Annotated in this window: 12 protein-coding genes and 1 pseudogene; 8 read left to right on the forward strand and 5 right to left on the reverse strand. The window is 46.9% G+C overall.

What is annotated here, in order from left to right:
* The first annotated feature begins 47 nt into the window (after positions 1-47).
* The 3 genes from D829_RS0124365 (at position 48) to D829_RS0124375 (ending at position 2,248) form a co-directional block, all read left to right on the forward strand.
* Complete coding sequence (locus D829_RS0124365; RefSeq protein ID WP_017691528.1) at positions 48-974, forward strand: oxidoreductase; 927 nt, start codon at positions 48-50, stop codon at positions 972-974.
* A 271-nt stretch (positions 975-1,245) separates the two neighbouring features.
* On the forward strand, positions 1,246-1,515 hold the full coding sequence (locus D829_RS0124370; RefSeq protein ID WP_017691529.1) for a CD3324 family protein: 270 nt from the start codon (positions 1,246-1,248) through the stop codon (positions 1,513-1,515).
* 184 nt (positions 1,516-1,699) lie between these two features.
* Positions 1,700-2,248, forward strand: coding sequence for a hypothetical protein (locus D829_RS0124375; protein WP_017691530.1), 549 nt, complete (start codon positions 1,700-1,702; stop codon positions 2,246-2,248).
* A gap of 80 nt (positions 2,249-2,328) precedes the next feature.
* On the opposite strand, the gene D829_RS0124380 is transcribed toward D829_RS0124375, so the two are convergent.
* Positions 2,329-3,189, reverse strand: a complete 861-nt coding sequence (locus D829_RS0124380; protein WP_017691531.1) for a GNAT family N-acetyltransferase — start codon at positions 3,187-3,189, stop codon at positions 2,329-2,331.
* 231 nt (positions 3,190-3,420) lie between these two features.
* On the opposite strand from D829_RS0124380, the gene D829_RS0124385 reads away from it, so the two are divergent.
* The 5 genes from D829_RS0124385 to D829_RS0124405 all read left to right on the forward strand — a co-directional run bounded on the left by D829_RS0124385 (position 3,421) and on the right by D829_RS0124405 (position 15,988).
* Positions 3,421-3,864: a hypothetical protein gene (locus D829_RS0124385; RefSeq protein ID WP_017691532.1), complete on the forward strand. Its 444-nt coding sequence runs from the start codon at positions 3,421-3,423 to the stop codon at positions 3,862-3,864.
* A 268-nt stretch (positions 3,865-4,132) separates the two neighbouring features.
* Entirely contained in the window at positions 4,133-6,283 is a 2,151-nt protein-coding gene (locus tag D829_RS0124390) for an ATP-binding protein (RefSeq protein ID WP_017691533.1), read from the forward strand.
* Between the two features lie 4 nt (positions 6,284-6,287).
* Entirely contained in the window at positions 6,288-6,983 is a 696-nt protein-coding gene (locus D829_RS0124395) for a response regulator transcription factor (RefSeq protein WP_017691534.1), read from the forward strand.
* A 712-nt stretch (positions 6,984-7,695) separates the two neighbouring features.
* Positions 7,696-8,484: a septum site-determining protein MinD gene (gene minD, locus D829_RS0124400; RefSeq protein ID WP_017691535.1), complete on the forward strand. Its 789-nt coding sequence runs from the start codon at positions 7,696-7,698 to the stop codon at positions 8,482-8,484.
* A gap of 403 nt (positions 8,485-8,887) precedes the next feature.
* Positions 8,888-15,988 carry an InlB B-repeat-containing protein gene (locus tag D829_RS0124405; protein WP_193748504.1) on the forward strand — a complete coding sequence of 2,367 codons (7,101 nt, stop codon included), beginning with the start codon at positions 8,888-8,890 and terminating at the stop codon, positions 15,986-15,988.
* A 169-nt stretch (positions 15,989-16,157) separates the two neighbouring features.
* On the opposite strand, the gene D829_RS0124410 is transcribed toward D829_RS0124405, so the two are convergent.
* The 4 genes and pseudogenes from D829_RS0124410 to D829_RS0124425 all read right to left on the reverse strand — a co-directional run bounded on the left by D829_RS0124410 (position 16,158) and on the right by D829_RS0124425 (position 23,993).
* Entirely contained in the window at positions 16,158-18,026 is a 1,869-nt protein-coding gene (locus tag D829_RS0124410; protein ID WP_017691537.1) for an AbfB domain-containing protein, read from the reverse strand.
* A 461-nt stretch (positions 18,027-18,487) separates the two neighbouring features.
* A pseudogene (locus tag D829_RS31805) lies at positions 18,488-19,736 on the reverse strand (TerD family protein).
* A 278-nt stretch (positions 19,737-20,014) separates the two neighbouring features.
* Positions 20,015-21,460 (reverse strand): DEAD/DEAH box helicase, encoded by a 1,446-nt coding sequence (locus tag D829_RS0124420; RefSeq protein ID WP_017691538.1) that lies wholly within the window; start codon positions 21,458-21,460, stop codon positions 20,015-20,017.
* Between the two features lie 244 nt (positions 21,461-21,704).
* Entirely contained in the window at positions 21,705-23,993 is a 2,289-nt protein-coding gene (locus D829_RS0124425) for a 5'-nucleotidase C-terminal domain-containing protein (protein ID WP_017691539.1), read from the reverse strand.
* Between the last annotated feature and the right edge of the window lie 41 nt (positions 23,994-24,034).

Below are 24,034 nucleotides of genomic sequence, written 5' to 3' on the forward strand. Positions count from 1 at the left end.
CTGGATATTAGGGTATCAAGGAAGAGATAAGAAAGGTGTGTAGACAAATGAGCGAAGTTTGGACTAAAGACCTCATCCCGACTGTATCCGATAAAGTAGTGATTGTGACAGGTTCGAACGGTGGGTTAGGGTATGAAACGGCATTAGCGTTAGCTGAGAAAGGCGCGAAAGTTATCCTTGCAGTTCGTAATCTGGAAAAAGGTGAAAAGGCAGCTAATAAAATAAAGTCGTCTGTGCATGTAGCTGGAGAGGTAATCGTTATGCAGCTCGACCTTAGCGATTTAGCTAGTATCCGTAAGTTCGCAGCCGCTTTTCTTGAGCAATACGATTCTTTGTCCATTCTCGTTAATAATGCAGGAATTATGAATCCTCCATTCCAGTTGACGAAAGATGGCTTTGAATTACAGTTTGGCAGTAATCATCTAGGCCATTTTGCGCTTACGGGTCTACTATTGCCTCGATTGATCTCTACTCCGAAATCGAGAGTAGTCACTGTTAGTAGTATGGCAGCTCATAATGGTGTAATTGATTTTAATAACTTAGATGGCTCCAAAGGATATAATCCCATGAAGTTCTACAGTCAAAGCAAGCTAGCCAATCTGATGTTTGCGAGAGAGCTGCATAATAAATTTAATTCCGCCCATATTGATTCCATGAGTATCGCCGCTCATCCAGGAATTTCGCATACCAATCTATTTTCCTTCGGTTCGGGGAAACAGACCAATATATTCATGCGCAGTCTTTTGAAAATCATTAGTCAACCGGCACATATGGGGGCATTACCTACCTTATATGCTGCAGCAGATCCGACGATCACGGGAGGGGAGTATATTGCTCCCAGTGGTATGGGCGGCACTAAGGGATATCCCAAGAGCGCTAAGATCATCGAAAAATTATATGACGCTAACATTTCAAACAAGCTATGGAGCGTATCAGAAGAATTAACAGGGGTATATTACAGATTCGACGTGTAGATTTTGCCATTAAGGAAAGTAAACCTTATTATGGAATAGACAGTTAAAAGTTCTTCAGCACGAATAAGATTAACTGAATGGGGGGCTACCATGATTCGTTTCATAAGAAGTTTCACGATCCGCTCTATGCAGAGTCCATGCGATGAACAACGGCGGTTGTTTGTATAGAGCGTGAAATCCATTTCCGCCATATCACTATAGTGCATATCCAATGCGTTCATCGTACGACTCTGCTGCCTTAAAGATTCTAACTTTTAAGGAGTGGAGCAACGTGAAATATATTAATGCGGATACAATCTTCCCGGAAGAATTGCTCAGAGAAATACAGCGTCATATCCCCGGAGGTTTGATTTATATTCCGAGGCCCAAGGATGCCCACAAGAAGTGGGGCGAGGACTCGGGTGGCAGAAGGATTGTCCGGGAGCGGAACGACGAGATCCGCCAGCTTTTCGCTGCGGGAACAACCATCGATCAGCTTGCGGACCAATACTGTTTATCCATCGATAGCATCAAGAAAATTGTGTATTGCAAAAAGGGATGAAACTATAGAAGCCATGTTCGATCAATCGAATATGGCTTTTTCCTGTAAGAATAAAGAATGGTTATTAAAGGTTTTTTACATATTCGAGGTTGTTAACTTCGCGTACAATTCATTTGACGGTACAAGGTTATGCGGTGAGAGTTACTGAAATATACCTTCAAATCATCTGGTAAGGTTGGTGAATATGAATATAGAAGTGAAATTAACGAATAAGGACGAGGCGTATGTGATTAAAAATATGTACGCGCTATACCTTCATGATCTATCTGGACATTATGGTCTGGGTGGAGAGCATACCCCGAACGAACATGGCATTTTTGAGCCAAGTCCTGATTATAAAACGTTACAGGATCAGTATAATGTACAGAACATATGGTGGGAAAAACCGGAGTGTCTTTATCCGTTCCTCATGATTGTGGATGGCCTACCGGCAGGTTTTGCATTTGTGGTTACTCCGCCATATTGCTCACAAGGCACGGATTTCTTTGTACATGATTTCTTTCTGATGCAGCCGTTTCGAGGTGTAGGCGTTGCTGAACACGCGGCATCGACGATCTTCGGAATGTTTAGAGGAAACTGGGAGTTGTTCACCAATCCATCGGAGAAAAATAAGATCGGCCAATCTTTCTGGCGAAAAACAGTGGATAATTATACTAAAGGTAACTATCGGGAGATGTACGGGCAAACGTTCGATGGTTATAAATTGATTTTTCAATTCTCCAATCATCTCTGAAAATAAATATACGGATCTGTATCTAATATAAAGAGAGAGACCGTCTCCCTTGGCGGAAAACGATCTCTCTCCATTGTCTTTTATAAACTACCGTTGAAATAGTGATACTCAGAATTTACTTCAAAACCAACACTGCGGTACAGATTCAAAGCGCGTTTGTTCTCGGTAACAACGGATAGGCGAATATCTGTGTAACTTTGTTTCCTTAGGAGATCAACCAGGATGCTAAGCGCAGTGCGCCCCCGGTTCTGTCCCTGATAAGCAGGCAAGATACAGAAGTTATGAATAAATGCAGTTGTGGCATTAATGGAGTTGACCCGTACCAGCCCAACAGGCAGTTGATCCTGCCATGCAATATAGGTGACTCGGCTGGGTTCATTTGTTTGCATAAAGTACTCGCGTGTCCAGTCCTCCAAATCTCCAAAGGCTTGGGATGAGCAAGTGACCATAAATTCCATATCCTCGGCTTCTGCCACGGACAACGTTAGTTCAGGCGGCTCCACAACCGAAAGGACCTCATTCACAAGTTGCATCGAGTACTCCGCACGATCATAAATGGCTCCAAGGGATTGGGCAGTAAGAAGACCCGGAGATAAGCCCTGAGGCACACGATAACTGAGTTGGTTGATTCCCTGTGGTTTCATGTCCAGGATTGCCCGTTTCAGTAGGCTGCTGAACACACCTTGGCGACGATACTGTGGATGTACGATGGCATTAATATTCCCGGTTACGCCGTCGGATGGATACCAGCTGAGCAGTCCTACCAAATCACCGTGGCGATAACAGAGGAGCGCGTGGTCTCCGTCTTTTTTGCTAATATGGTCAAGGTCAGCTTTCAGATGAATGGAATCAAGCTGCTTACATTGTTGTTCGAGTAAAATAATAGCTTCAATCTGTTCCTTGGAATCATAGATCATAGGAACGACTTGATAAGTTGACATAGCTTTCACACCTTCATTGTTGAAGGAAACACGCAGTTATTGGACCCGCAGGCGCTATCCTTCGAGAGTTGGTCCACTTCCCGATGACTATAACACAATCTATGATGAACATGACACCCATTGGATATGATTCGCTGGATATCTGTTCAGATGTGCCCAATAACTGGACATTATATCCTATTGAAGGGATAATTGAGAGTAATACTGACGAGAAAGGGAAGGGTTAACCATGTGCAAGTTGGCATATGTGATGGGTATATTATTTCTTTCCGCCAGACAGAAGAACTCACTGTGGATGGCAAGGACTATGAGGATATGTTAGAGATGGAAGGGTTATTGGCCAAGGGAGACACGATGAAGCCATTCCTGACCTCCAGGAATTATGAGGCTTATATGGCTAATCGATATATTGTCTTGCCTCTTCAGGTTGCACACATCGAACAAGCGAAACTGCATCCTGAAAATATACAAACCAAGATCAAAGATAACAAGAGCGACTGGATTCTGGTGGAATACACGCTTGATCTGAAATTTACAGATGAGAACGACAGAGAGTTCAAGTCTATTCCGCTATCGGGCGATATCACCTTTTTGCAGGATCAGGGAGAATGGCGCATTCAGGATGATACATACAACATGAAGCCCTTCACAGAAATCATTAATAATTCACTGTAGTTCATAAAGTGTCTGTGAATCTGCACATGGGGTTGTGTGCAAATTATTCATTACGAATAAACCACTTCAAAAAAGTACGCACTTCAAAGTGCGTACTTTTTTTGTGGTGGTGTGCCCAGCTAAGCGCGCGTCGTCAAAAGAGCTTCATCGTGATGTTTGTTAACGACACCTGCTAGAAATTTGCAGGGTACATTCTCTTGTAATGATGATATCATTTGGATAAATAAACTTACTTATTGCGCTCTTAGAGATTGGGGTTGGCTTCATCATGAGGGGAATTCTCCGAGTCGGTTCTCGTAAGGTGTGGTTTTATATCGTTGCTGCCGTTGTTGTTGGCTTGGTTGCAGGCTATGTCGTCCTCTCTGAGCAGGACTCTCCTAAGTTCCAAAGTGAAGAAGGTGTTCTGGATTTAACGCAGGTTCAGGTCAGTATGAATCCGCAACAGTTAACAGGGGAGTGGGCGTTCTATTGGCAAGAGCTGCTGTCGCCCGAGGACATACGGGTTCGTTCGGCAAAGGAAGGAAATCAGGACCACTGGATCAGTATCCCGAACTCCTGGCTGGGCTATCCGTTAGAGGGAGAGAAGCTGGGTGGGACAGGCTATGCAACCTTTCGACTGGTTATAAAGCTAAGTGAGCAGGATCGACACGAGCGGCTTGCTCTGCGGTTGCCCAGCATTTTTCATGCGTACAAATTATGGGTGAATGGCGAACTGCTTGTAGAAGTTGGTAAGGTTGGTCAGGACAAGAACAGCATGATCCCGCATCTGGCAACGAAGCTGTTGTTTATTCAGCCTGAAAACGATACGGTAGAGCTGGTTATGCAAGTAGCCAACTTTCAACATAATCGGGGCGGCATTACCAAGTACATCGAGCTGGGCGGCAGTGATGTACTAACGACCAAGACTAATTTGAATCTGGCCACAGACATGTTCATCACGGCGAGTTTGCTGGTGATTGGCTTGTATAATCTGCTGTTGTTCCTGCTGCGACGCAAGGACAGAGCCCCGTTATATTTTGGCCTGTTCACAGTACTGCTCTGTATCCGATCTTTGCTCAACGGCGAGCTTATCCTTACACAATGGCTGCCTCATTTCCCTTGGGAATTGCAGTTCAAGATCGAGTATCTGATTCTTTGCGTCAGCGGATATATCATCACCATGTACTTCGACTGTATTTTTCCGAATTATGTGTCGCGATGGTTTCGTTTTGGCACCCGGATTGCAACGGGGGCATTCTGTATCTTTATTGTGGTGACCCCTGCACTTATATATACTCAATTTTTGCTGATGATTGGTGTTATGGTTGTTCTACATATGGTTTATCTAATGGTCGGGCTGGTTCGAGTGGCTGTGCGACGTATGGAGGGAGCGTTGATCTTCCTGCTGGTGTCGGCGGTTACTTTGGTCACGGTCGTCAACGATTTTTTATATTACAACGGGTGGTCGCTGATCGGAAATACATCCCCGCTTGGCTTATTGATATTTACGATCGCACAGATGATTCTGCTTTCTTCGAGATTTACGAGGACGGCATCCAACGAGGAGAGAATCGCACATGAGTTGCAGGGCGCTAACCACAAGCTGATCGAAATGAATATAAGTTTGGAACGGACCGTGGATGAGCGCACACAGGCCTTATCTATGGCTCATAATGATCTCCGCACTTCGTATGACCGGTTGCTTCACTCCGAGCAAGGGAGGAAGAAACTTCTTGCCTACATTACGCATGATCTACGTATGCCGTTGTCCAGCATGTTAGGATATGTAGAAGCTATACAGGACAGGGTCAAGCCGGAACGTAATGAACAATATCTGAAGTATATCCAGGAGAACACGATAAGGATTAACCGCATGATCGAGGAGTTGTCCTTCTTGTCGCATTTGGAGACCGGACAAGTCTCGTACCGCATGGAGCCGGTTCAGATGATTCCCTTCTTGCGTGATTTTTTTGAACAATATGAGCTGGTTGTGCGTGACGCAGGATTAGATTTCATACTGGATATCGGAGATACGGAGGACCAGCGATCTAACTTGCCTGTTGTCGAGATGGATGCGAAAAGAGTAGAGCAGGCTTTATTTAATCTGGTGTCGAATGCAATGAAGTTCACCTCCAGCGGAGGGCTGGTGCGTATTGCGCTAGCTGTGGAAGAGGTGAAACATGCTCGCCATGCGATCATTAGCATACAGGATTCTGGCATGGGTATTCCTCCGGACCAGCTTGAGCAAATCTTCGAACGTAATTACAGATACGATCGACCGGGCTTGGGGAACGGAATAGAAGGCAGTGGGCTAGGGCTAGCGATTTGCAGGGAAATCGTACTCGCACACGGAGGGGCGGTTCGAGCGGAGAGCGACGGTAAGATGGGGGCGACTTTCTATGTCACGCTTCCTTGTATCGCGAATAAAGGAAGGGGATAATGGGATGCACACTCACAAAATAATGATCGTCGATGATGATCCCCATATATGCGAGATTGTTCAGGTGTATTGCGAACGGGAGGGGTTTATTTCCACCTACAGTCATAGCGGGACAGAAGCGATGGAGTTGCTTACATCGTTCGAGCCCGATTTGATTGTACTGGATATATTGCTGGCTAATGAAAATGGCATTGATTGGTGCAGGAATGCGCGTAACTTCACCAGTGCGCCGATCATGTTTCTGAGCAGCCAGGAGGAAGACGAAGTGAAAATTAGCGCATTATCCTATGGTGGCGACGATTATGTGACCAAGCCGTTCAGTCCGGGAGTACTCATGGCCAAGATCAAGGCGCACCTTCGCAGAGTGTCGACGGGCAGAAAGGAACAACTGCTGGAGTTACCGGGTTTGACACTGGATTTCTATACGCAGTCCGTCAACACGGGGAGTATATCGATCTCTTTATCGAAAAAAGAGTTCAGTCTGCTGTCCTATATGGCACAAAATGTGAATCGTGTTGTCAGTGTCGATAAGTTGTTTCAAATTATCTGGGGAATGGAAAGTCTGGAAGATACGAGAACAGTCGCTGTACATATCAGTAATTTACGCAAAAAAATTGAGACTGACCCTGCTGATCCTGAACGAATCATTACGGTTCGGGGGAGCGGGTATATGCTGGTTGCCGATAGTGCGTTAGCATGAACCTAACATTAAGGTTGGTAGCCTACCATAAGTGGGGCGAAATATTCGTAAAATATTGGGAGGGTAATTTGCCCGGACCGGTGTGGGATAGTTCTTTCTAAATGGGGAAATGGCGTTGGGGTAGTACTTGACGCCATTTGCCCTTTTTTTTGTTCTTTCCACTAGCTTAATAATCGAGTCAAGGTATTGAATTTCTTGGATCGTCCGGTGTGCTCAGACATCTCTTGGGGCCGGATATAGGCTGGTTGCCAGAAGTGTGTTAAAAGCGCGAATTTTAAAGTTTTCTTTAGGTTTCTCAAATAGGCTAAGCCACCATGATAAAATTACAATGGCCGAGATAACGATACTATAACTACTATTTGTACAGTAGCACTTGACGACAGGGCCGAACAAGATCAGCGTTACGTTTGTCTAGGGCGTAGCCACAGCAAATATAGTGAGCATCACGCTTGTAGCTTGAAGCGCGGCTTCGATGGCGCTGACGACAGAATTACAGCATCGGACGTAATGGATGCGCTTTCAAAACCTGTATCTCCAGAGCGAACACTGCAATTGATTTGTTGACACGCTAGAGAACTGGACATATTTTCATCAAATGGTAACTGATTAATAGCTACGAGGACGGTGCATTCAAGCCGGATCAAACGATAATACGTGAAGAAATGGTTGTCATGCTGTCCCGCATTAGCACTTGAAGAAGGAAGTGACTCCAATGGGACGAGTTATATGTATCACATCAGGTAAAGGTGGAGTTGGCAAGACAACGGTGACGGCTAATCTGGGGACTGCCCTTGCCATATCAGGGAACAGGGTTTGCCTGATCGACGCTGATTTTGGATTGAGCAATCTGGATATTCCACTTGGTTTGAGCAATAGGGTGATCTATCATATTTCCGATTTCCTGACCGGTCGTTGTGCTTTACATCAAGTGATCGTCAAAGACAAGCGAATCAGCACCTTGTCCTTTATCTCCTGTAGTAATGACGCGGTGCATCACGATGATCCGCAAGTGTTTCGCGTGGTTGTGCAGCAAATAGCCCAAGGTTATGATTATGTGCTGATCGATTCACCTGCAGGCATTGAAAATGGATTCTGGAATACAGCGTTAGCGGCAGATGAGGCTATTGTCGTTACTACCCCTCATCGTACGTCGCTTCAGGACGCGGATCGCGTAATCGGATTATTAGAAGATAGGATTCCGGCTCCTCCACAGCTCATCATTAATATGGCCGATAGACAGGAAATCCCTTCGGCAACGGTAAAGATGGAGGATATCATGGATATTCTCAATATCGGTGTGATTGGCGTGATTCATGCCGATGTAGAAGTTATACGTTCCGTACATAAAGGAATCCCGATTGCGCTTGATCCCGAGTTCGAAAGCGGGCAGCGCTTCCGGCATATCGCCCACAATGTGGTGAAGAATCAGCAGGAGCCTTTTATCTCATTAAAATCCAAGAAGCACAGAAGTATTTTTTCGCTTCCTCAAAGACTGAGCTAGGGGGAAAGTAGTTCAATGTAGTCGATTTTGGTATATGAGAGATCGTTTAGACGCGAATCATCTGGAATGGATTACAAACTAGCTAAAGAATTCATGAAAAATAGCGGTGTAGGAGTTACCTTCCCTACACCGCTATTTTTTTGTGTCTATCATGCTCTCGCTTGCGAGTTGTTGCTTACTTAAAGTTTTCTTTATAATTCACAAGCAGCTCATTCAGCATGATAGAATTCGAGTAGAAAAATCGATAGAATATGCCAATCCGCATCCATCAAATTTCGGTTGTTAGCGAGAAGAGCATTGAGTTTTGCCTAACGAAAGTGTCTTTAACCATGATGAATCTGCTCTTTGTAAGATTCTAGAATGTCAGTTCTTTTAGTTTTATACATAGAAGGGATGAATGAATGTGAAGAAAGCAACAAAACGGTTGTGGAAGTTGAGCTCACAGATTCTATTGTGGATGCTGGTTATCAGTTTAATAGTGTCTGCCGTGCCTGTATTTCCGGCGCAGTCTGCGGCAGCGGCTGAACTGCCGATGCAGCAGACAACAGTAACTAAATCTAGTGGGTTCCAAGATGTGAGTCCGACAGATTGGTTCTACGATGCGGTCGTCCATGTGCAGGAGAAGGGCATATTCAGCGGAACGAACGCGAATAGCTTCTCTCCTAAGGGGACAATGACACGTGCCATGTACGTGACGGCACTCGGACGGATGGCAGGGGTAGATACAGGTGCGTATTCTACTTCGAGCTTTGCCGATGTAAAAGCGGGCAGTTGGTATGCGCCGTATGTCGAATGGGCAGTTAAGGAAGGAATTACCGACGGTACAGGCGGAGGTAAGTACTCGCCGAATGCCACTGTATCCCGGGAGCAAATGGCAACGATGACGTTGCGATATTTCGAAAGCGAACAGATTCCTTATCAGACCGAAAATCCGGTCACGACAGAGCCGGGTGATCTCGCGGATGTTTCGCCGTGGGCTGCGGACGCGGTCGTCAAACTGTGGCAAGCCGGTGTGTTCACCGGGGACGAAAAGGGGAACTTCAATCCGCGTGAGCAAGCGACTCGCGCGGAAGCAGCGGTTCTCTTCATGCGCAACAACGCGGTTGTAGAGGCGTGGAAAAATCAGAATCAAACGCCGGTGACACCAACACCAACACCAACACCAACACCAACACCAACACCTCCGGTGACAACAACGCCGACACCTGGCGGTAATAATGGTGGCGGAACGCCTGGAGATAACGGAGGTAACCCCGGCACGGGTTCCACTGCGTATACGCTTACGTTTGAGAGCAACGGAGGCACGGCGGTCGCTGCGCAGACGGTACGAAAAGGCCAGGTGCTAAATAACCTGCCGGCTCCAACAAAAGAGGGATATATATTCCAAGGGTGGTTTACAGATAGCGATTTCTCACTCATCTTTGCAGAGGGTAGTACGCTAACTGAGGATATAAAGTTGTATGCAAAGTATACGGATAGCGTGGATCGTGCCGTACAAAGTACGCCTAGCTACTCGGTATTGGATGTCGCGCCGAACTTCACCATTAAGGTGCAGGATTCATCGGGCAGTCTAACAGAATCCCAGGTCAAAGAGGGGATGACCTTCGTGGATACGGCGAATCCCGAATTCGAAGGGGTTACCGTCTCTGGCGGGAACGGAGTTTTCACGGTATCGTCAGCAGCCGAAAATGGCAAGTTCGTTGAAGGTAACACATATCAACTTACGTTGACGGATGACAGTTTGTCCTTCCAAGGCCAAGATGCGACGACAAGTATTTATGTATTTAGCGTTGCTAAACAAGAAGTTATGAATGTTCCACTCAATCCGAACATGATCTACATTCCGTTCACGGATGTCACGGAAATGGTGATAAATGGAGCAGATGTCGATTCGCCCGCGATTTCAGTCGTTACTACGACGGTAGGCGGCGAAAATGCACTCGCCGAAGTGAATGCGAGTAGTGGAACGTTCAAGTACACCGGAAGCACTGGCACGGTGATTCAAGTCGGTGATACCGTAGCCATCTATGAGGGAGTTAGTCCCAAACTGCGCACAGTCGAAACGACTGGTGAAGACGATGGTGATGTGGCCTATGTCCAGATCACGTCGGTAGATGATAGCATCTATACCTATGATCACGCAGATGCCAAACAAGTGTTGCTCAAGCCAGATGTGCTACCGGTGAGCGTAGAGGCAGATACGGATGGAGATTCCAGTAACCACTCCATCACGGTCGATCATACCGCGATGAACTACAGCGACGGCCTGTACGAGCCCTTTGGTTTGGATCAACTGACCACGGTTGATGTGGGAGACTTTATCGGGTTCTATGAAGGTGAATTCGCCGAAGAAGGTTCTAAGGTAACCGGTTATGGGCGGATCACTTCGATTACGCCTGCAGCAGAGATGGACGTCATCGAATATACTGATGCCACGATTGAAGATATTGAGAATGCCTTCAACATCTATCAGAAGCAAGCAATTGACGGCGAAGATTTGTTATCGGAAGAGCAGATCGCGGAGCTTGAAGAGCAGATCGAGCAGCAAGCGAGAGATAGCGGATTCGTCGATCAAGCCGCAGATTATCTATCCGATCTAGCTATGGAAACGAAGGATATCAAGGATTTGAAAGAAATCCAGCAGATCAAGGCTCAGTCCTCCCTAGCGTCCGGTAAAGGGAGCCGGGTAAGTGTGGAGAAGCTGACCGTTGTTGCTTCACTCGGCACGAAGCTGAAGAACATTAACGGCCGAAGTTCTGGCGTCAGTGCTACACTGCAAGTCGGTGCCGATATCGTTGTTGATATCAATGAAGACAGCAATCTCGTTATCCATATGACCAGTACATTTGTTCAGGAGATGAGTCTGGATCTCGGCATTAATGGTGATATGCAGGGGCATTGGCTGAAAAAGTGGGGAATCCCTTACTGGTACAGCATCGACGATTATGTAATCACTGCGAATCTGGATGCCTACAGCTATACCGGACTTAATATTACAGCAGAGATAGCGCTCATCGAACCAGATAAGTTGCAGGCTGCATTGAATAACTGGGCCGGAGAGAAAAAAGCCGGCAGGTTAGGTCAGGTACAGGACATCGCCACACAGATCAAAGCATCTATGGATGGTGTACAAGGTACCTCCGTGGATACGGAGGAATTGAAAGAACAGTACCAAGAGATGTTGGAGCAAGATACGGAATGGGTTCCTTTGATCAAGAAAGAGCTCTTTGAAAAAAGTGTGCGCGTGGCATTCGGGATTGTAGAAGTGAAATTTGAAGCAGAGTTTGTAGTCAGTGCTCAGGTTAACTTAACGATGGGTGCAGATTTCTACTACAAGATGGCGAAGCGCTACTCGGTGACCTTACGTGTGCTAAGTTTCAGCGGTTCAAGCAATACGGTAAGCTTACCGGGAGACGGCGATTACCAGTTCACCTTCTATGTGATGGGGACGCTCGGGTTGCGAGCCGGCATTCATATGGAGGTCAAAGCGGGGATTGGCAGTGTCAAATTAAATAGTATTGGACTTGCCGTAGAACCTGGTGTGTATATCAATCTATGGGGTTACTTCTACTATCAGCTGAAAAATATTAGCGGGGTGAAGACCACCAAGTCTTTAGGGGCCCTGTTCGTCGAGATCGGCATCTATTTGGAGGTCGAACTCGGCGCTCAATTAGGCGATGGAGCGCTCTCGACCGGAGTAGAACTGGTCGATGAAGAGTGGCCGCTGTATACAATTGGGGAACCGCATAACGTCTATGACTTCGCCTATGCACAGGATGAATCACTTGGGCTTACCTTAGCAGGTTCCGCGTCATCCATCGCTGTGCCGGAGTTGTGGCTCACGATGAATACGTTTGATTTGACGACAGGCGACACGGATAATCGGGCATATAATCTTTCGAGGTTCGATATCCAGGTGGACAATCCGAATTTCAAGGTTAACGAGGCTGACGGGAAGATCGAAGTGGTAGACACCAGTCGTCCAGTAAGTAAGGGCAGCTTGGTAATTACTTGGAAGGGGGCGCCGCTTTCATTCACATCTGATCCAATTAAGCGTACAATTCCGTTGACGTGGCGCGTCACAGAAGGTGAATATATTTTCCAGTTACACCCAGGGAACGGTGGTGTGACTCAGGTTCTGCCTTTTGTTTATAATGCAGCGGTTAATGTACCTGCTCCGGTCTATCCGGGCTATACATTTGACGGATGGTATACGGCGGCTACAGGGGGGACGAAGGTAACGATTCCGAGCCGTATGCCTAAGGATGATTATGAATTGTACGCGCACTGGATCGCGAATAAGAATACGCCATATACCGTTGAACATTATCTGGTAGACCCAAATACCCGGACTTCAACTTCGCTTGTGGCTACGGAAACTTTGAGCGGAACAACAGACACTGAAATTCGGATCAGCTCTGACAGGTTCAAGGATCAAGGCTATAGGACGGGTACAGTAAGCGGCATATTGATCAAGGGAGACGGATCAACAGTCGTCAGGGTTGAGTACTACCCGACGAATCGCACGATGACGTTCGCTTGGGGTTATGTGGGTGCGCCTGGAAGCTCGCTAACAGAAGCAATCGGTAAGAACATCACCGCTCGTATACCGGTGCCGACAAGACCAGGCTATACGTTCGCCGGTTGGTCAACGGATGTTCCAAGTGCGATGCCGGATTCGGACACCACCTATACAGCAAAGTGGACAGCGAGAGAGGATACGCCTTATCAGGTCGCGTACTTGCTGCAAAATATCGGAAGTGACACCTATACGGTCGCGGATACGGAATCGTATCGCGGAGCTACAGATACGCAGGCAACTCTGGAAAATGTAACTCCAAGATCCTATCCAGGGTTTGAATTGGATGAAACTATTCCGGGAACGGTGCTGAAGAGCCAAATCGCAAGCAACGGCAAAACGGTGCTGAAGCTGTACTACAAGCGCGCTGCCCATACCCTGACGGTCGATTACAATGGCTCCGGCCAGGAGACCAAAGTTGTTGAAGTTCCATTAGGAGCTACGACGAAGCTCTACCTGGGTACACCAATTTGGCAGGGGCACGTCTTCGCGGGCTGGTCGCCGACTCCTCCGACCACCATGCCTGAGGAAAGCCTTACGTTTACTGCACAGTGGACGACGAACGCTTACACGGTGAGCTTTAACAGCAATGGCGGAGCCGAAGAAGTGGAGAACCAGACGGTGGGGTATGGTAGTATGGTCAGCGCCCCGATTGAACCGACGAATGAAGGTTATGTTTTCGGTGGTTGGTACAGTGACACCGATCTGACGAACCTCTACGACTTCGCGGCACCGGTAACGGGAGACCTTACGTTGTACGCAAAGTGGCTACTTCGTTATACGGTAAGCTTCGAGAGTAATGAAGGGTCGGCAGTAGATGCCCAAATGGTGAATGAAGGAACTAAGGCTATGGCACCTGTTGCCCCGGAGCGGGAAGGCTACGTGTTCAGCGGTTGGTATAGTGACAGTGATCTGACGATCGCCTACAACTTCACCACAGCGGTAGTGACGGGGGACCTCACATTGTACGCAAAGTGGACGGTCTACGTGCCAAATGCCTATACTGTGACTTTCGAGAGTAACGGCGGATCGATGGTAACAGAACAGACGGTGAATGAAGGCGCCGTGGCTGCCGATCCTGGTGATCCAATGCTGGAAGGATATACGTTTAATGGTTGGTACAGCGACAGCGAATTGACGATGCCTTATGGTTTCACAGAAGGTGTGATGGCGAATCTGATGCTTTACGCAAAATGGACGAAGAACAGTTATACGGTGAGCTTTAACAGTAACGGCGGATCAACGGTGAGCAGCCAGTCCGTGACGGACGGCAATACGGCTGAGGCTCCTGCCGCTCCAACACGTGAAGGCTATGTGTTCGGCGGTTGGTACAGCGACGTCAGTCTGAACGAAGCTTACAGCTTCACAACACCGGTGACAGCGAACCTCGCGTTGTATGCGAAGTGGACGGCTGTCCACACGGTGAGCTTTAACAGCAACGGCGGATCATCGGTGGATAGTCAAACGGTGGAATATAACGGCACGGCTACGGAACCGGCTGCTCCGGCGAAGGAAGGATATACGTTCGTCGGTTGGTACAGCGACGCTGAGCTGAATGAAGTATACAGCTTCACGACATCAGTGACGGATAACTTCACGCTGTATGCGAAGTGGACATTTAACATCTACACGGTGAGCTTCGACAGTAACGGCGGGCCAATCGTAGAGAACCAGACGGTGATTCCTGGAGATAATGCTGTAGCGCCTGCGGCACCGAAGTGGGAGGGTTACAGGTTCGAAGGTTGGTACAGCGACAGTAATTTGACGACCGCCTATAACTTCTCGACAAAGGTGACAACGGATATCACACTATATGCCAAGTGGACGATGACAGCGTGGCTACAACTCGGTGATGCGATGACTGCGAGCGGATATAATCAGACCGATTTCGTACTCGACAGCCAAGGCACTCCTTATGCTGCGGTTGTGACGCCTGATAAAGAGCTATTCGTGATGAAATACGAGGATGATGAGTGGCAGACCGTTGGTGATCCAACCGACTTCGATCAACAGTGGTTGGTGAAAGCGGACGCCAGTGTAGTGACTTATATAACGCTCGCGATGGACAGCAAGGACGCGCTTTACGTTGCTTATGGTGCTTATCGTGATCAATCCTCGAAACTAATTGTGATGAGATATGTGGAGGACACTTGGGAAAACGTAGGCAGCGTAGACGACGTAGGTATAATGTGGCATTTGTACTATGCCTCCATTGCCTTCGACAAGGATGACACTCCTTATATGTCTTATAAGGTGCGGGGGGACTCCCCAAATGACTACCTACGTGTGGTGACGTACAAAGATAGTAATTGGGTGGAGATAGATCGTTTTATGGTGGAAGGTACTCCTTATACAAACATCGCGTTAGACCAAAACAACAACCCGTATGTATTCTACGGGGTGTATGACAAAGCCATTAGTCGACAGAAAGCAACTGTGGTGAAATACGAGTATGTGGGCGAGAAGTATGTTCGAAATGTAAGTAGCTCCGAAATACCGATGGATAATACTTGGAATGATTCATTCGCGCTTGACCCGAATGGAGCACCTTATATGGTCTATACGAATAAATCAGAGGTGACCGTGGTGAAATATACGGGCTCTGCTTGGCAACCTGTAGGCACTACCGGAGTATTGGCAGGGTGGATTGGGTCAGAGACTAAATTGGCGCGTAATGTAAGTATAGCCTTCGACAGCCAAGGTACTCCTTATGTTGCTTATCGAGATGTTACAGACGGCACCAAGGTGAAGGTGATGAAATACGAGAATATGAATTGGATTCCAGTTGAGTATGAAGGGATCTCTGCTGATAAGACTAAAAAGGTAAAACTCATCATAGACAACAGCGACAGCATCTATGTGAGCTATTCCACAGAAGATAAAGTGAATGTGATGAAGCTTAATCCCAATTTACAACAACCTTGATAGATCAGAATTGCAGAACAGCCTACTCCCATCGGAGTAGGCTGTTCTTGTGGATATCATCATAATTCACTATAATTCATGCAGCGTTTGTGTCTCTGGCACGTTATGCACCCCCATTGCTTCGCGCAACCCACCAAACCTGGCTAATCCTTATCTCCAATTCATTTTCTTAGAAATTGGTTCGCCCAAACGTGGCATCACCCTTCACTGTTGCGCTACTGGCTGCATTTACAGCATCCAACTGCAATACATAATCATAATGCCGGATGTAATATCCGGGCTGACTGTACGATTGAAGGGATACTTTGGTGCTGTCAGCCCAACCGGGGCTACTTAGGAAGGTAGCATCTCCCTTGTAGGCGGCGGTGTCGGCATAGGCTTCTAGCACAATTTTGTTGCTGGCGTTGCGCTTCAGGAAGTAGCCTGGGAAGTTGATGGACTCCAGTGATATTCCTGTAGAGCTGGCAAGACCCGGCACGACGCGGAACTGTGAATCCAGAACAGGGGACACGTTGGCATCCACGCGAGCCGTGTAGTTGGCATGACGGATGTATCGATCCGGAACGTTGTGTGAACTGAACCGGCTGTAACCTGTGGCTTCCGGTGTTGCAGGACCCCACATTTTGACCTCGTGCAGGGTTGGGGTGTACCAGTTCCCCGGATTATTCCACAATACGGCGTTCACCATATTAATCCGTACATAACGGGCTGTGAAATGCACAGCATCTGTGGTGAAACCATAGGTCACATTGTTGGTGCGATCCAAGGTAGAGTAATTGACACCATCGTTGCTAATCTCGATTTTGTATTTGTAATACCCTTCGGAACCTTTATACATAAACCAGGACGTGTCGATCTCGGTGATCGTCTTTGGTGCGCCGAAGTCCACCTGCCACCAGGCAGGCCAGCTATTGGAGGAAGCCACCCATGAAGTCTGGTAGTTGCCATCATTGACGTTGGATGCAGACGATCCGGAGGCTGTGGAGATGGCGGTAGCTGTTTTGCCTTGTGCATGATTGACAAGAACAGGCGGTGATACCGCACCCGTTGCTGCGTCGATATTCCACGTTGTATACCACTCCAGTGATGCTGTTCCGTTCGAATCATTCAAGGTTAGCGGCAGCCAGATATGTTTGTGCTCTCCGAGGTTCATCGGATTCCAACGATCCCCCATGTAGATGTAGGATGTGGTGTTGCTGCCTGTAATCGTGGCAATATCATGAATCTGCGAACCGAAGGCAGATGGATTGCCATATGGCGTAAGCGCAGTCCATGGGCCCGTCATGGAAGTTGCTGTAGCATAAGCACCCTGATTCGGATACCAACCAGCGGCTTGGGAGGTGAAGAGGTAGTAGCGGTTTCCTTTTTTCACAACAGCAGGCGCTTCACGGTAGGCGTTCTCGAACAGCCAGCCCTCGAAGGATTGTATTCCGGTATAACTTGCATTCATTTTGAAAATAGCCATCGTATCATTAGCACCGCCATTTTTACGTGAAGCAGTAACCAGATAACCTGTGCCATCCGTATCAACAAAGACGGTCATGTCACGAGATTCGTAATCGAGCGGGCGGAAGCTGCCCTCATAGGTGAATTTGCCATTCGGGGTATTACTTGTTGCGACCGCTACACGCCCGAGGTTGTAGTCCGTACCGTTCTCATAGTGTGCCCAGAGCACATATTGGTTGGTGGAGGCGTTATAGATGACTTTGGGACGTTCGATTTTGCTGGAGGCCAGCTCGGTCGCGGAATCTTTCGTCAGAATGGCGTTGCTGAAAGTCCAGTTCTTCAGATCGGTGGAGGTGTAGACGTTCACGCTGTCGAACCTGCCGCCCACCGCATGTTCACCGTACAGATAATACGTCGAGCCGACCTGCAGAATGTTGCCGCTGTTCGCATGGATGGGGTTGCCCGCGGTATCAAGCCAATCGGTACCGTTGGTTATCGTGACACTTGCTGCGCTTGTCCGTTCAGGATGAAGTCCAAACAGGGTGAACGTGAGTGCGAAGACCAGAAACCAGACCGCTTTCCTCTTACCCATTACATACACCTCCCGCAAGATATCAACTACAATATAGCGCTTTCATTTATATTTTAGTTGGGCCAGGCTCTTTTTCAAGTGAACAATTCATCCATTGCTGAACAAAGAGGCATTTCATCGAGGGTGAGCGGTGAGAGCGGGGAAATTGTTCCTAAATATCATGTACGATGATGGAACGAACACTCCGATTAAGGGAGGCATTACTGCTCAGGATTTTGAAGTCATCTCTACTTAATCAAAAGGGATGGTTGACCGGATAATATCGGGGCGCGGAAGATGCGTTATTTCGGTATACGGTGGAAGGCGGTACAGTGCGGAAAAAGAAGGGTAAATTAATCAGTAAGAGTGCACGTTCAAAAATTCCAGTTTTCAGTACCTAAAACAGCCGCGGTCTAAGACTTTACTTCAAGTCTTAAACTGCGGCTGACTTCATTCTAGGGCGAGTCTTATATCCAGGTAAATTATTTATAATTATTTAAGGGGCCTTTATCCATTACAACTTCTACCATATTTGAAGATCCCATCTTGAGCTTAGGTCTGAACTCTGAATTCTTTTTACTGTAAAGCTCCAATGGGCTTATAATTACTCCATCTGGCGTATTATGAAGTATTCCGGGCACACAGGTATAAATCCGATTATTATTATTTGCATTCTTAGCGGAGATTGTAACGGACGTTCCATTCAGATTATCGATACTCATGGACACCTTATATTTGTAGAAGGAGCCTGTTCCATTGGATTGCGCCGAATACACCACAGGAACCACGGCGAGAATATCATCGGTTAACCTTAATTTAATCATTTCTGTCTTCGTTGACTGGTTACTTCTTCCAACATCCCCCGTATGTTCGACGATCCCGTTACCATAGCTTTTGAGAGGGGGCGTTCCTTTTGCACCAAACATAGCCACATCAATCTGCTTGCCACCCTTGGTGTAGACCAAAGCATATATATCATAATCGGTTCCCGTCTCCCAGGATACAGTCGCTGTAATTTCCGGGGATTTATCAATGATCACGGGCGGTTGCCCTTTATCCAGATTGATATTGCCTTTTACCTTTTGGAGGTTGATCGACGACAAGGACGGCTGACTTTGTTTGTGTTCAGAGACAATTACCGTTGGATCAGGTTCTTTTACTGTCGTATGTTGAGCAGTATAGGGTGCAGAAGGCTTAAATTGCTCATCAGTTTCAACCTCAACTCCGTAATTTTTACATAATCCTTCAAGACCGGAATTGAAGCCACGCCAGATGGATTTGACCTTGGTCTGACCATTCCTTAAATATAATTCCAATACAACAATGCCATTTTCAGTGGTGAAGCTGGATGGGGTTAACTGAATCGTCGTATCTCCGCTATGAATCAAGGCTTCTAAATTTTTTACATTGGCAAATCCGGTACTATGGTCCTCCGTAAGAGTTATCGCTATTTTAGTAATACCTTCAGGAACTTTACTCATATCAAAATTAATTTTTATGTACTTTGGTATTGCCAACTAACTCAGATGGCATGAGGGTAGCTACACCTGATGAACTTGTTGGTTGATTATAAAATATAATGCCATGATCCCCTTGCACCTTATCTGAATCTGTTAAAAGGAATGCTGTTAAAGAAATATCTATTAAACTAGAAATTGCATGGCTAATGACAATGCTGCCTTTTGCTGAACTCAGGGTGGTGTTGGCCCCCATCTGAAGATACTGATTCATGTGTACCACTCCATTCTATAACATTAAAATAGGGCTTCTTTTCAGTTCTATGCTTTATGTTCGCCTCTCCTCCATTGATTTTAAATCACAATATTTACCAATATATTGCATTACTCTAAGTGTATAAGAAAGTTGAACGACGTTCAACAAAATTAAACAGAATGTCTTCTGTATACTACAAAAAAGCCCAACACGGATGGACACTTTGAACAAAGGTCATCGTATTGAGCTTATTCTAAAAAGTCGTTATCTCTGTCTACTCTACTCTGTTCACCAATCTATTTATGGCCTTTGCGAACCTTGAGCTGCATCTTTTTGATCGTTGTATTCTGCATAAGCTCCAATACGAGTGGGCCTTTGCCGTTCAGGATCTCTACATCCGTCACATTGTCTTGAATGGTAATGATCCCGATATCGTCTGCAGCAACGCCTTCAAGCTTGGCGATGGTACCTACAAAGTCTACGGCACGAAGTTTCTTCTTCTTGCCTCCGTTGAAGTTCAGCTTCATGATCTGCTGGTTCAACTGTTCACGCTTGTCCTTTTTACGTTCAGGCACGATCTTCAATCGCTTCTCAAAATCTTCTCTGCGGCGATCCACAGCATCTTCGGAAGGAGCTTTCACAACAGGGATTTCGAATCCGATATAGGATTCGATCTCGGCGAGACGTCGGCCATCTTTCGGTGTAATTAACGTAATGGCTTTACCTGTTTTGCCTGCGCGACCCGTACGGCCTGTACGGTGTACATATCCCTCTTTTTCCAAAGGAATATCGTAGTTGATGACATGAGTAATATTTGTGATATCGATACCCCGTGCGGCTACATCCGTCGCGATCAGATAACGGAATTGTCCCCGTCGGAATGCGTTCATCACTTCGATCCGCTCATCCTGCTCCATGCCACCATGGATACGATCTGCTGGATAGTCAAGGTCAGCCATGACCCGGAACAGTTTATCCACATTCTCCTGCGTACGGCAGAACACGATGCAGCTATCCGGATTTTCCACAATGAACAAGTCCTGAAGCAGCGCGGTTTTGTTCACTTCTGGTACGTTAATCACGGCATGTTCGATGGTGGCTGTTGTCAGTCCACTTGCCTTGATCTCGATCTCCACCGGTTTGTTCATGTATTTGCGTGACAGCTTGGCTACATCTTCAGGGAACGTAGCAGAGAACAACATCGTTACGCGCTCTTGCGGCAGTTTCTGAATGATGGACTGTACCGTCTCAATAAAGCCCATATTCAACATCTCATCGGCCTCGTCAATCACGAGATAGGCAATCCGCTCGAGTGGCAGCGTGCCGCGTTCGATATGATCCAGTACCCGACCTGGTGTACCAACAGCTACATGGGTTCTTTGTTTTAACTCTGCTTTTTGGATATGAAAAGGGGATTGTCCGTATAGTGCGGTTGCTTTAATACGCTTAAAGCGACCGATATTCGTAATATCTTCGTTAACCTGCAGAGCCAGTTCCCGGGTTGGGGTAAGAATCAAAGCCTGTGGCTTATTCTCATTCCAATCCACCAGCTCGCAGAGCGGAATGCCGTAGGCGGCTGTTTTACCACTGCCTGTCTGTGATTTGACCACAAGATCCTGATTCTCCAGTGCTACCGGAATAACTTTAGTCTGTACCTCGGTTGGTGTCTCATAGCCCAGACTGTCCAGTGCTTTTACGATCTCTTCACCAAGTCCATAATCTTTAAATTGTTGCTCGCTCATCGTTTACCTCTTTTGCGTTAGTTTTTGTACAATTATTGCACCGTACATTTATCGTATACCTCTTCATTATACTCTATATGCAGGCAGGCTAACGGAGTAAATGCTTCAAGTGATTAAATTGTTTTCATCAATCGGCTATTAAGAGTAGGGTAATTAACATAACAAAGGGCGATCCCCACCATGAGTTCCATGGGAGAATCGCCCTTTTTCTTTTTCGTTAAGCGTGGTGCGTCCGCGATTGTATCTATTTCAAAATACTCACATATTTCCCGTATACGAATGCTACACGTCCATCCAGCTTCACTTTCACCCAACCATACTTGTCTGTACTGATCACCTCAAGCAGGGTGCCTTTCGGTACGGCAGTAACGACCTTCGCTTTGGATGAAGCGCCAGCGCGTACGTTCAGGTAAGCCGCAGTAACCTTTGCTTGTTTGCCTTTGTTGACGGTATTCGGTTTACCCGTGCTTGGTGTTGATGGTTTACCAGGTTTTGACGTGCCTGTAGTCGGTGTTGGTTTTGGTGTAGTTGGTGTCGTAGGCTTCTCAGGAGTAGTCTCTCCCTCGCCATTGCCTGCCGCTTTGCGAGCTTTGTTCAGCTGTTGATAGAATGCTCCCTTGGTTTTCACGCCTGCGAATTGTGCCGCACTCACACCTGCTTTGGCAGATAGTGTATCAATCTCTTCTTGAGTCACAGCATCCAAAATGTTAATGGAGGCAATGTTGGTGTACTTGCCATCTTCTGTTGTTGGCACAGACATAATGCCATCGTTAACTAACTCCACCACATCTGCACGCTCCGGTGCAGTCAGGTCTACGCCAGTGATTTTCCAGTTGTGTTGAATCTTCGGTTCGTAGACACCTTTCATGACATCTTTCAGATAGGCGATGGACAGGTTGCGAATCGTGCCTTGAATCTCACCAAATGCCGAAGCATCCTTGGAGGACCAGAGTTGCTTGAACTTGCGCCCTTCCATGGCGCCGCCTTTGGCAATCAGGGCTTCCATTCGGTAGGCATTCATACCGAGTTTCAGCGTATCGTCTTCTTTGACCACTGTACCATTGCTGTACTTCAGGTTTGTGATCCGACTACCGTATGGCTTGGTCAGATCAATCTCATACGTCACGCCACCGAAGAAATCATCGGTGCTGTACTTGGATGCACGGCGCTTCGGATCAAAACTAATCGTCACATCACCCGGGCGTGTGGAATTGAAGTATCCCGCAGACCATTCCATATAATCCTTCAGGTCGCTTCCCGTCACTTCGTACACGGTCACTTCACCAAAGGTGTATTGGTAGTTGAATGCAATATCCTTTTTCTTAATCGGGCCTACATCCAGCTTGGCCTTGTCGTTATCAATCTGGTGCGCGACCACATCGGCATCACTATAATGAAGCATCACTTCGGTGAAAAAGTCAGATAAAGGTGTCTCCTGGATCTGAACCGCAGGGATACCCTTAATCTCATCAGCAGGGACCAGGTTCGTTCCTTTCAGTTCAGCCACTTCAATATTGGCATCGGCACGAGCGAACTCGTGGAATGGGTGCAAAGTCTCTTCTAGTGCAGGATCGGAGACTTCATATGTTCCGTCTGCTGCTTTCACAGCGAGAGCTTGAGCTTCCTTGCTTTTCAGCACAACTTTGTCGCCGTCTTTTTCAAATGTCAGATCGATTCGAGAGATATGTGAGCCATATTTATTTGGTTCGGAGATCAATACGCCGTTAACCGTTTGGGATTCAATCAAGGTATGCATGTGTCCGGCAAAAATAGCAGCCAGCTCGGGGTTGGCGTTGGCGATATCCGTAACTCCGGTGCCCGGATTTCCGTTCTCGTTATCCAGACCCATATGCATGAGTCCAACCATGACATCGACTTTGCCTTTCAGCTCAGCAATGGCCTTCTTGGTCTCTTCCACAGGATCTTTGACGATGATACCGTCCAGGTGATCTGTACCTTTCTCAAACTCGGTGATCATAGGCGTGTTCATTCCGATAACACCTACTTTGATTCCGTCTTTCTCGATAATCGTATAGGCAGGCATGTAGCGGTCGCCGTTTTCTTTGAAAATGTTACCCACGAGAGGCTGTCCATTGAATTGGGAAGAGATCTTCTCCAGTACGTCCAGCCCAAAGTTAAACTCATGGTTACCCATAACCCATGCGTCATATTTCATCTCGTTCATTGCAACCATCATGGGAGATTGAGGTTGATCATTGAACAACTCAGCCGAGTTATCCTGAATCATGTCTCCTGCATCCAGCAGGATCGTGTTGGGATTCTCAGCACGGACTTTTTTCACAATGGTGTAGAGCTGTGTCATGCTACCAGTTGGATTTGGACCGTCCAGAGCATAGTCCCACGGCATAAATCGACCATGTATATCGGATGTTCCCAGCAACGTGATCTTGGTTTCCTTGTCTGCTTCAGCAGCTTTCGCTGGGGTGGATGCAAACGGGGCAAACAAAATGGAGGCACATAAGAGGAACGATAAAGGCCATCCGGCGAAACGTTTTGTTGAAATTTTGCGCATGTTGTAATCTCCCTTGTTATCTAGTGTGTGTAAAGATATGT

The sequence above is a fragment of the Paenibacillus sp. PAMC 26794 genome (assembly GCF_000316035.1).
Lineage (GTDB): Bacteria > Bacillota > Bacilli > Paenibacillales > Paenibacillaceae > Paenibacillus.

Coding starts and splice junctions, on each gene's coding strand:
- D829_RS0124380 (WP_017691531.1), bottom strand. CDS start 3,189: ATGTCAACTTATCAAGTCGTTCCTATGATCTATGATTCCAAGGAACAG.
- D829_RS0124390 (WP_017691533.1), top strand. CDS start 4,133: ATGAGGGGAATTCTCCGAGTCGGTTCTCGTAAGGTGTGGTTTTATATC.
- D829_RS0124425 (WP_017691539.1), bottom strand. CDS start 23,993: ATGCGCAAAATTTCAACAAAACGTTTCGCCGGATGGCCTTTATCGTTC.
- minD (WP_017691535.1), top strand. CDS start 7,696: ATGGGACGAGTTATATGTATCACATCAGGTAAAGGTGGAGTTGGCAAG.
- D829_RS0124365 (WP_017691528.1), top strand. CDS start 48: ATGAGCGAAGTTTGGACTAAAGACCTCATCCCGACTGTATCCGATAAA.
- D829_RS0124420 (WP_017691538.1), bottom strand. CDS start 21,460: ATGAGCGAGCAACAATTTAAAGATTATGGACTTGGTGAAGAGATCGTA.
- D829_RS0124410 (WP_017691537.1), bottom strand. CDS start 18,026: ATGGGTAAGAGGAAAGCGGTCTGGTTTCTGGTCTTCGCACTCACGTTC.
- D829_RS0124395 (WP_017691534.1), top strand. CDS start 6,288: ATGCACACTCACAAAATAATGATCGTCGATGATGATCCCCATATATGC.
- D829_RS0124375 (WP_017691530.1), top strand. CDS start 1,700: ATGAATATAGAAGTGAAATTAACGAATAAGGACGAGGCGTATGTGATT.